Source organism: Xanthomonas sp. SHU 166 (assembly GCF_000364685.1).
Taxonomy (GTDB): Bacteria; Pseudomonadota; Gammaproteobacteria; order Xanthomonadales; family Xanthomonadaceae; genus Xanthomonas_A; species Xanthomonas_A sontii.
On the sequence record NZ_AQOJ01000071.1, the window covers coordinates 1 to 9,793 of the forward strand.

10 protein-coding genes and 2 pseudogenes are annotated in these 9,793 nt (G+C 69.5%); 7 read left to right on the plus strand and 5 right to left on the minus strand.

Annotation, left to right across the window (positions count from 1 at the left end; translation table 11 throughout):
• On the minus strand, positions 1–195 hold a 195-nt coding region (locus D180_RS24790; protein ID WP_343122579.1), incomplete at its 3' end, for a DUF4880 domain-containing protein.
• Complete coding sequence (locus D180_RS03010) at positions 122–694, minus strand: sigma-70 family RNA polymerase sigma factor (RefSeq protein WP_017911627.1); 573 nt, start codon at positions 692–694, stop codon at positions 122–124. The genes D180_RS03010 and D180_RS24790, both read right to left, overlap by 74 nt.
• A gap of 352 nt (positions 695–1,046) precedes the next feature.
• On the opposite strand from D180_RS03010, the pseudogene D180_RS24365 reads away from it, so the two are divergent.
• From D180_RS24365 to lepB, 6 genes and pseudogenes are all read left to right on the plus strand, one after another.
• Positions 1,047–1,616, plus strand: a pseudogene (locus D180_RS24365) (cyanophycinase); the annotation flags it as partial.
• Positions 1,617–1,832: 216 nt separating this feature from the next.
• Positions 1,833–2,798 carry an isoaspartyl peptidase/L-asparaginase gene (locus tag D180_RS24370; protein ID WP_232757215.1) on the plus strand — a complete coding sequence of 322 codons (966 nt, stop codon included), beginning with the start codon at positions 1,833–1,835 and terminating at the stop codon, positions 2,796–2,798.
• A 216-nt stretch (positions 2,799–3,014) separates the two neighbouring features.
• Positions 3,015–5,174 carry a peptidyl-dipeptidase Dcp gene (gene dcp, locus D180_RS03020; RefSeq protein ID WP_017908059.1) on the plus strand — a complete coding sequence of 720 codons (2,160 nt, stop codon included), beginning with the start codon at positions 3,015–3,017 and terminating at the stop codon, positions 5,172–5,174.
• Between the two features lie 103 nt (positions 5,175–5,277).
• Positions 5,278–5,787, plus strand: a complete 510-nt coding sequence (locus D180_RS03025; protein WP_232760287.1) for a hypothetical protein — start codon at positions 5,278–5,280, stop codon at positions 5,785–5,787.
• 155 nt (positions 5,788–5,942) lie between these two features.
• Positions 5,943–6,335 carry a hypothetical protein gene (locus tag D180_RS03030; RefSeq protein ID WP_017911629.1) on the plus strand — a complete coding sequence of 131 codons (393 nt, stop codon included), beginning with the start codon at positions 5,943–5,945 and terminating at the stop codon, positions 6,333–6,335.
• Between the two features lie 135 nt (positions 6,336–6,470).
• Positions 6,471–7,100, plus strand: coding sequence for a signal peptidase I (gene lepB / locus D180_RS03035; protein ID WP_017908062.1), 630 nt, complete (start codon positions 6,471–6,473; stop codon positions 7,098–7,100).
• 125 nt (positions 7,101–7,225) lie between these two features.
• Here the strand turns inward: lepB and D180_RS03040 are convergent, their stop codons facing one another.
• From D180_RS03040 to D180_RS03050, 3 genes are all read right to left on the minus strand, one after another.
• Positions 7,226–7,579: a VOC family protein gene (locus D180_RS03040; protein WP_017911630.1), complete on the minus strand. Its 354-nt coding sequence runs from the start codon at positions 7,577–7,579 to the stop codon at positions 7,226–7,228.
• 70 nt (positions 7,580–7,649) lie between these two features.
• Positions 7,650–8,372 carry a helix-turn-helix domain-containing protein gene (locus D180_RS03045; RefSeq protein ID WP_017911631.1) on the minus strand — a complete coding sequence of 241 codons (723 nt, stop codon included), beginning with the start codon at positions 8,370–8,372 and terminating at the stop codon, positions 7,650–7,652.
• A 76-nt stretch (positions 8,373–8,448) separates the two neighbouring features.
• On the minus strand, positions 8,449–9,417 hold the full coding sequence (locus D180_RS03050; RefSeq protein ID WP_017911632.1) for a LysR family transcriptional regulator: 969 nt from the start codon (positions 9,415–9,417) through the stop codon (positions 8,449–8,451).
• Between the two features lie 108 nt (positions 9,418–9,525).
• Between D180_RS03050 and D180_RS03055 the strand changes: the two are divergent.
• Positions 9,526–9,793, plus strand: a pseudogene (locus D180_RS03055) (malate synthase A); the annotation flags it as partial.

Genomic DNA, 9,793 nt, shown 5'->3' on the forward strand with positions numbered 1-9,793 from the left:
CAGGCGCAGGAACGCCACCCGGTGCGCGGTGGCCGCGGCCAGCCAGGCATCCAGGCGCGCCTGCCGTGCGTCGGACCAGTCGTCGCGGTCGCGCCGCGCCAGCCAGGCCGCCGCACGCGCCTCAATCCACCTGCTGTCCATCGCGTGCCCGCGCCTGCATCGGCTTCGCCGGCGCCGCCGCGCCCTCGTCGCCATGGAAATGATCGGCCAGCAGGCGCATGCCCCGGGCCACGTGCTTCTCCACGCTCTTCTCGCTGATTCCCAGGCGCACGGCCACCTCCTTCTGCGGCAGTTCCTCGACCCGCCGCAGCCAGACCACGCTGCGGCAGCGGTCCGGCAACCGGTCGAAGGCCGCCGCCAGCCGGCCCAGCACCTGCCGTCCGCCGCACCAGCGTTCCGGCGACAGCTCGTCTATCAGGACGTGCATCGACTCCAGATCCCCCACTGCCTCGATCGACACCACCCGGTTGCGGCGCAACCGGTCGGTCATCAGGTGCCGCGCGGTGGCGAACAGGAACGACTTGGGCAGGCTCGGCCGGGCCTTGCCGGCGGCCTCGTAGACGCGCACGTAGATCTCCTGGCGCAGGTCGTGCCACTCCTCGCGATGCGGCCAGCAGCGCCGCAGGTAGCCGCTGAGCGCCTGCTCGTGGACGAGGATTTCTTGGACGAACCAATCGTCGAGGGAAGCGGACATGGATCCCACATTAGCCGATCGCCGGTGCGTGCGGGCAAGTGCCGCGCGCGCCGACGTGGGAGGGTGACGGCGGCGGGGGGAAACCGTGCCGCCGTTCGTCCCCTCTCAGCAACGAGCCGCACGCTCGCCTGCCCGCCCCGTTCCCGAGGAGATCCGCATGACCCGTTCCGTCGGCATGTTCCGGCCCTGGATGTCGCTGCTGCTGGGCCTGTGCCTGGCCACGCCCGCCGTCGCGCGCGATTACCGCCAGTACCTGGTCGGCGATCCGGCCGCGCCCACACCCGGCCCGGTGTCGCCCGGCCTGCTGCTGATGGGGGGCGGCGACCGCAACTACGACGCGCTGCGCTGGTTCATGGCCAAGGCCGGGCACGGCCACGTGGTGGTGCTGCGCGCCTCGCAGGCCAACGAGGTGGGCGAGGAGTTCTACCGCAAGGTCGGCGGCGTGGCCTCGGTCGAGACGTTCGTGTTCAGCGGCCGCGGCGCCTCCAGCGATCCGGCGCTGCTGCGCGCGCTGGCCCGCGCCGACGGCATCTTCATCGCCGGCGGCGACCAGTCGCGCTACGTGCGCTACTGGAAGAACACCCCGGTGGCCGACGCGCTGGATGCGCACGTGCGCGCCGGCAAGCCGCTGGGCGGCACCAGCGCCGGCCTGGCGATGCTGGGCGAGTACCTGTACGGCTCGATGGACGGCGGCAGCATCACCAGCCCGGCGGCGCTGGCCGATCCGCTGGGGCCGGCGGTCACCATCGAGACCGACTTCCTGCACCTGGACCTGCTCAAGCGGGTCATCACCGATACCCACTTCCGCGAGCGCGACCGCCTCGGCCGCCTGTTCGCGTTCCGCGCCAAGGCCGCCACGCTGGCGCCGAAGGGGGAACCGCTGATCGGCCTGGGCGTGGACGAGAGCGCCGCGCTGGCGGTGGAGGGCGACGGTACCGCGCGCGTCTATGCCACCGATCCGCAGGCCGTGGCCACCGTGGTCGCCGGGCCGCTGCAACCGCCCACCCCGGCCGGGCAGCCGCTGCAGGCCGCCCGCATCGAGACCGTCGGGGTCGGCCCCGGCTCCACCCTGCACCTGCCCGACGGCCGCGTCGAGGCGCCGGTGTTCCACCGCTACTACGCCGTGCAGGACGGGCGCATGCGCGAAATTCCCGCCACCACCCTGGTGATCCATGGCGGCGCCGGCGTCGAGCGCGCCAGCAGCAGCCCGGCCGACCTGGCCGAGGCGCGCGCGGCGATGGAGAAGGCGCTGCGCACCGGGCAGGCGCTGCTGGCGCAGGGCAAGCCGGCGGTGGATGCGGTCGCCGCGGCGATCACCGTGCTGGAGGACTCGCCGCAGTTCAACGCCGGCAAGGGCGCGGTGTTCACCCACGACGGCCGCAACGAACTGGACGCGGCGATCATGGACGGGCGCACCGGCAAGGCCGGCGCGGTGGCCGGCGTGCACCGGGTCAAGAACCCGATCGAACTGGCGCGTGCGGTGATGGACCAGTCCGAGCACGTGATGCTGGTCGGCGATGGCGCCGAGGTCTTCGCAAAGCAGCACGGGATCGCGCTGGTCGCGCCGTCCTACTTCCGCACCGAGAAGCGCTGGCAGCAACTGCAGCAGGCGCTGAAGGAAGAAGCCAACAAGCAGGCGCACGCCGACCTGGAAACCGCCAAGCACTTCGGCACGGTCGGTGCGCTGGCGCTGGACCTGCAGGGCAACCTGGCCGCCGGCACCTCCACCGGCGGCATGACCAACAAGCGCTATGGCCGCGTCGGCGATTCGCCGATCATCGGCGCCGGCACCTTCGCCGACAGCCGCTGCGCGGTGTCCGGCACCGGCTGGGGCGAGTTCTACATCCGCGCGGTGGCCGCCTACGACATCTGCGCGCGGGTGAAGTACGCCGGACAGAGCCTGGCCCAGGCCGCCGACGCGGTGATCGACCAGCAGATCCCCAAGGCCGGCGGCGACGGCGGTGCGATCGCGCTGGGCGCCGACGGCAGCGTGGCCTTCCCGTTCAACACCGAGGGCATGTACCGTGGCTGGATCGGCGCCGACGGCGTGCCGCACGTGGCCATCTTCAAGGACGAGGCGTTGCCGCTGCCCGGCGGGCAGTGAGCCCGGCGCGCCGGCGCCCCCTGCAGGACGCCGGCCGTGCAACGCGTCGCGTGGCCGGCACCGTGATCGGGGCGCTGGCGCCATGCCCGCGCCCGGCCATCTGTACGCCGGCTGGCTGCCGCGCCGGGCCGAGCCAATGGCACATGCCGCTGCCATGCAAACCCGGTAACGTGGGCGGCTGTCTTGGCCCCAAGGTCCTCCCAGGAGTTCCACCTCATGTCGCGTAACGTCGTTCTGGCCGCCGCCATCAGCCTGGCGCTGGCTGCCTGTTCCGGTAAGGAGTCCACCCCCGTGCCCGCCGCCCCCGCTGCTCCGGCCGCCGCGCAGCCCGCCGCCGCCGCCAACCCGCTGCTGACCCCCAGCACGCTGCCGTTCCAGGCGCCGCCGTTCGACAAGATCAAGGACAGCGACTACCTGCCGGCCTTCGAAGAGGGCATGAAGCAGCACCTGGCCGAGATCCGCAAGATCGCCGACAACCCGGAACCGGCCACCTTCGCCAACACCCTGGAAGCGATGGAGCGCAGCGGCGAGACCCTGACCCGCGTGTCGCGCATCTTCTTCGGCCTGGTTCAGGCCGACACCAACGATGCCCGCCAGAAGATCCAGGAAGAGATCGCGCCCAAGCTGGCCGCGCACCAGGACGAGATCAGCCTGGATCCCAAGCTGTTCGCGCGCATCAAGAGCCTGTACGACCAGCGCGACACGCTGACCCTGGACCCGGAGCAGAAGCGCCTGGTCGAGTACGAATACCAGGAATTCGTGCGTGCCGGCGCGCAGCTGTCCGACGCCGACAAGGCCACCCTGCGCAAGCTCAACGTCGAAGAGACCACCCTGGCCACGCAGTTCCACACCAAGCTGGTCGCGGCCACCGCCGCCGGTGCGGTGGTGGTGGACGACAAGGCCAAGCTCGACGGCCTGTCCGACGGCGACATCGCCTCGGCCGCGCAGGACGCCACCGCGCGCAAGCTCGACGGCAAGTACCTGCTGGCCCTGCAGAACACCACCCAGCAGCCGGTGCTGGCCTCGCTGAAGGACCGCGACCTGCGTCAGCAGGTGATGGCCGCCTCGCAGTCGCGCGCCGAGAAGGGCGATGCCAACGACACCCGCCAGACCGTGCAGCGCCTGGCGCAGCTGCGCGCGCAGAAGGCCAAGCTGCTCGGCTTCGACAGCTACGCCGCCTACAGCCTCAGCGACCAGATGGCCAAGACCCCGGCCGCGGCGCTGAAGCTGCTCACCGACACCGTGCCCGCCGCCACCGCCAAGGCGCGCAGCGAAGCGGCCGAGATGCAGAAGGTGATCGACGCGCAGAAGGGCGGCTTCAAGCTCACCGCCGCCGACTGGGACTTCTACGCCGAGCAGGTGCGCAAGGCCAAGTACGACCTCGACGAAGCGCAGATCAAGCCGTACTTCGAACTGGACAACGTGCTGCAGAACGGCGTCTTCTACGCCGCCAACCAGCTTTACGGCCTCACCTTCAAGGAACGCACCGACATCCCCACCTACCATGACGGGATGAAGGTCTATGAAGTGTTCGACAAGGACGGCAAGTCGCTGGCGCTGTTCTACACCGACTACTTCAAGCGCGACAGCAAGTCCGGCGGCGCCTGGATGGACGAGTTCGTCGGCCAGAACGGCCTCACCGGCACCAAGCCGGTGGTCTACAACGTCTGCAACTTCACCAAGCCCGCCCCGGGCCAGCCGGCGCTGCTGAGCTTCGACGACGTCACCACCATGTTCCACGAGTTCGGCCATGCGCTGCACGGCATGTTCTCCAACGTGAAGTACCCGACCCTGGCCGGCACCGCCACCTCGCGCGACTTCGTCGAGTTCCCCTCGCAGTTCAACGAGCACTGGGCGTCGGATCCGAAGGTGTTCGCGCACTACGCCAAGCACTACCAGACCGGCGAGGCGATGCCGGCCGACCTGGTGGAGAAGATCAAGAAGTCGCGCACCTTCAACCAGGGCTACGCCACCACCGAGTACCTGTCGGCGGCGCTGCTCGACCTGTCCTGGCACACCCTGCCGGCCGACGCGCCGCTACAGGACGTGGACAAGTACGAGGCCGACTCGCTGAAGAAGTACAAGGTGGACCTGCCGGAAGTGCCGCCGCGCTACCGCACCACCTATTTCGACCACATCTGGGGCGGCGGCTACTCGGCCGGCTACTACGCCTACTTCTGGTCGGAAGTGCTCGACGACGACGCGTTCCAGTGGTTCAAGGAACACGGCGGCCTGACCCGCGCCAACGGCGACATCTTCCGCGCCAAGATCCTCTCGCGCGGCAACACCGTCGACCTGGCCACCCTGTACCGCGACTTCCGCGGCAAGGACCCCAGCGTCGAGCCGCTGCTGGAAAACCGCGGTCTGAAGAACTGATCGGCGCTGCGCCGATCGAGTGTGTCGAGAACGGGATGGCCTTGCGGCCATCCCGTTTTTTGTTGGGGTGTCCGGATACTCCATCCACCACAAGGAGATGCTCATGAAGGGAAGCTGGATTGTCGGTATGGCGCTGCTGGGCGCCTGTTTTGCGGTGTCCGCCGCAGGGAGATTGGATATCCGACTGGAACACACGCAAGCAGCCAGTGAGAGCACGGGCACAGCGGTCATTACGATCACCCTGGTCAATGCGGGCGATCAGCCGATCGCGGTGCCGGATGCCGATATCCCCGAGGTGAACCGCGACGGGCGACTGCAAGCGAATCTGTTCCGAGTGCTGCAGGAAGACGGGAGCGCTGTGGCCTACCACGGGATCTACGTGAGCCAGCTGCCGGGTTCGAGGCCCGACGTGATCCTGGGTCCGGGCGAGTCGAAATCCGCGGCGGTGGATCTGTCCCGGAACTACCGGATCGTGCCTGGACGCCGCTACCTGGTGGCTGTGCAGCCGTTGTTGCGATACCGCGAACTTCCGGCGAAAACTTCCGCGAATGTTTCCGATCAGGTGGGTTTCTTCAAGGCTGCCACGTCCAACCGCATCGAGGTCACACCGTAGGCATCTGCGGAGGGCGTGACCGCCGTTCTTTTGCTCGCACGCTGGCGCGCGCTGCGTTCTGGGAAGGCACGCTCGAACCGCCCAGGTGGCGTGTCTCGACAGATGCGGCATGATTGCTGCTGATTCATCCACCCGATGCATGGGAGTCTCGAAACATGATGGTGGGTCTGGCGCTTCTGATGAGCGTGGCAGCGGGTTCGGCGCATTTCCGCGCATCGAAACCGGAGAGCTTTTCCAATGTCTGCTGGTCCGAGGCTGGCGGAGATTTGCTGGGGACGACGATCTGGATCCTGCCCACCGTCGATGGCACTCGGCTGTTGATCCAGCGCTACGAGGGCGGGGCTTTGACGCCGGCCTTGTTCTCGACGCATGCCGAAGACGAAACGCTCGTGGTGTATTCGGAGCGGAACGAGCCGCTTTATGCAGTGCGTCGCGACGGGAAAGGCGCGCGGATCACGTATCTCAATGGCGAACAAGGGAGGGATGGCGGAAACGACGAGCGTCTGCCTCCCGTCGTCACAGTGGGTGAGTTTCCAGACTGCAAATGAGTTGCCGTCTGCATGGTGTCGGCAGGCGTCTGTGCCGGGCGGCGCCATGCCTTTCGTCACTGGCCCCGCGAGCCGCCGAGCGCGCACTGTCGCGATGACACATCCCGTGCCGCCCTCGCTCATCCCAGGTGCCCCATGACCCACGCCGATCCGCATGCCACCCGCCTGCAGCGCGCCGCGCGCTGGAGCCGCAAGGAACTGCTGCCGATGGTGGTGATGCTGTTGCTGCTCACCGCCGCGCGGTCGTCCTTCGCCAATCACTATGTGGTGCCCTCCGGCTCGATGCAGCCGACGCTGCAGCCCGGCGATCGCGTCGCCGTGGACATGAGCGCTTACGGGCTGCGCGTGCCGTTCACCGAGTACCGCGTGTTCGAACGCGGCCGGCCGCAGCGCGGCGATGTGGCGGTGTTCGATTCGCCGCACGACGGCACCCGCCTGATCAAGCGCGTGGTGGCGGTGGCGGGCGATCGCGTCGACGTGCGCGACGGCCATCTCGCCATCAACGGCCAGCCGCTGCAGGTGGGCGCCACGGACGATGCGGAGCGCTTCGGCGCGCGCATCGCGCGGCTGGATCTGGACGCGGGCGGCGGCCCGGATCTGCACGACGTGCGGGTGCCGCCCGGCAAACTGCTGGTCATGGGCGATCATCGCGGCGACAGTTTCGATGGCCGCTATTTCGGCTTCGTCGATGCCGACAGCGTCTATGGCAAGGCGCTGGCGGTGTTCTACCGCCGCGGCGAGGGATTCGAGTGGGCGCGGCTGTAGGGCACCGCGCGCAATGACGCGACCTGATCCGTAGGAACGGTTTCAGCCGCGACAGGCGTTACCGGGAGTGCCCGTCACGACTGAAGCCGCTCCTGCGGAGTCAACCTGCTGGTGCCGCGGTGCCGTCAGCAGCCCTCGCACCACACCGCCAGCTCGTAGCCGTCGCGGTCGGCGAAGTGGAAGCGGCGCCCGCCTGGGAAGGCGAACACCGGGCGCACGATGCGGCCGCCGGCGGCTTCGATGCGGGCCTGGGTGGCGGCGAGGTCGTTGGAGCACAGCACCACCAGGGCGCCGCCGGGCTGCGGCGTGCCGTGGAAGAAGCCGCCGCTCAGGCGGCCGTCGCGGAATTCACAGTAGTCCGGGCCGTAGTCCTGGAAGGTCCAGTCGAAGGCCTGGCCGTAGAAGGCCTTTGCCGCGGCGATCGAGGCGACGGCGAATTCCAGATAGTCGATGCGGTGATGCTGTTCGGCGCGGGACATGGGCGGTTCCTTTGGACGGGGCGCCAGTATCGACCACCGTGCGGCCGCCGGCTTGGCGAAAACGGCCAGCTCAGCGCGCGTGCCGCTGCACCAGGTCGCGCGGGCGCAGGCCGGTCAGTTGCCGGCTGTCGCGCACCAGGTGCGGTGCGTCGCCGTAGCCGGCCTCGAGGGCGGCCGCGGTCAGGCTGGGATGCTGGCGGACCAGGCCCAGGAAGCGTTGCAGGCGCAGGATGCGCTCCAGGGTCTTGGCGCCGTAGCCGAACGCGTCGTGGCTGCGTCGCCGCAAGGTGCGTTCGCTGACGCCCAGTGCATGGGTCAGCGAGTCCAGCCGCGGCGGTGCGTCGCCGGCGAGTTGTGCGAACAGCCAGGCCATCGCGGAGTCGCGGTGCAGCGGCCGGCTCGCGCACAGCGTGTGCAAAGCCGTCAGCGGATCGGCGGTGTCTTCCATCCGTGCCTGCCAGTCGCGACCGCGGACGCCCCACAGCGCCTCCAGCGGCACACGCTGGTCTGCAACGGCGTGTAGCGGCACGCCGAGCAGGCTGGCGCCGGCACCGGCGGCCAGGCGCACGCCGGTGAGCACGCTGCCTGGCGCCAATCTGGCATCGGTGGCGCGGCGGTCCGGCCCGGCGACGAACAGGGCGCGGCCGTCCCAGATCAGGTCGACGCAGCCATCCGGCAGCACCTGCGTCGCGGCGGTCTCGGCTTCGCCCTGGCGGAATCGCCAACTGCAGCGCAGGCGGTCGCGCAGCGCCGGGGGTGCGTCGGCTTCGGCGTAGCGGGAGGGCAGGGACACGGGCGGTCGGTGTGCAGCGGGCGTGCCGCCACGGTATCAGAGCCCAAGGGCGCCGCTGACGCGCGGCCGTGCGCGGCTACCGCTCCGAGGGCCCGCTCTCGTCGTAGCCGCGCGGGGTGAACAGGTCCGGCTGGATCAGCTCGATGAAGGCGCGTGCCTGCGGCGACAGGTACTTGCCCTTGCGCACCACCACGCCGTAGCTGCGCGCCGGGAAGTAATCGCCCAGGGCGCGGGTGGCCAGGCGCGCGCGGTCGGCGTCGGTGAGGCAGATCGAACTGACGATGGACACGCCCATGCCCATCGCCACGTACTGCTTGATCACTTCCCAGCCGCCGACCTCCAGCGCCACGGTGTAGGGCACGCGCGCCTGCTGGAACACCAGGTCGACCAGGCGGTAGGTGACCTGGCGCCGCGGCGGCAGGATCAGCGGGTACGGCGACAGGTCCTCCAGGGTCAACTTCGGCTTGCGGGCCAGCGGATGGTCGTGCGGGGCGATCAGCAACTGTTCGAAGCGGTACACCGGGGCGTAGCTGAGGTCGGCCGGCACGTCGAGCATCGAGCCGACCGCCAGGTCCACCGCGTCCTCGCGCAGCAGGTCGGTGCCGTCGGCGCTGATCGCGTTGTGCAGGGTCAGCCGCACCTGCGGGTGGCGGGCGCGGAAGGCCTCCACGATCTTCGGCAGCAGGTAGAGGATGGTGGAACTGTTGGCGGCGACGTTGAGTTCGCCGGCGTCCAGCCCGCGCGCCTTCTCGCGGAAGTCGGCCTCCAGCCGGTCCAGGCTCTCCACCAGCGGCTGCGCCATCTCGTACAGCAACTGGCCCTCGCGGCTGGGCACCAGGCGCCGGCCGCTGCGCTCGAACAACACCACCCCCAGTTCGCGTTCCAGCGCCTGCAACTGCAGGGTCACCGCCGGCTGGCTGACGAACAAGGCCTCCGCGGCCCGCGACACCGCGCCCAGGCGCACCGTCTGGCAGAACGCGCGCAGCGGCTTGAGCCGGTCGGATTTGTAGGGAAATCGCGGGGTTGCGGCGTTGCTCGTAGCCATGACGTGATAGATATAAATCTTATTTATATAAAGCATTGACAAAACTGCTTTGTCAAATACATGCGTCGGCAGCACGGTGGAGCCCCGGAAACATCGAGGAATCCCCACATGTCCGCCCCCGCTTTCGCCACCGCTCCCGACCCGTCCACGCGCTCCACGCCGGGTATCGCCCTGACCGCCTCGCTGGCCGGCCAGGACGCCTTGCTGCCGCCGCCGCTGCTGGCCCTGCTGGTGTCACTGCACCGGGCGATCGAGCCGGAGCGGCAGGCGCGGCTGGCCGCGCGGCGCGAGCGCCAGGCGTTCTTCGACGCCGGCGGCCTGCCGGACTTCCGCGACGACACCCGCGCGATCCGCGACGGCGACTGGCAGGGGGGGC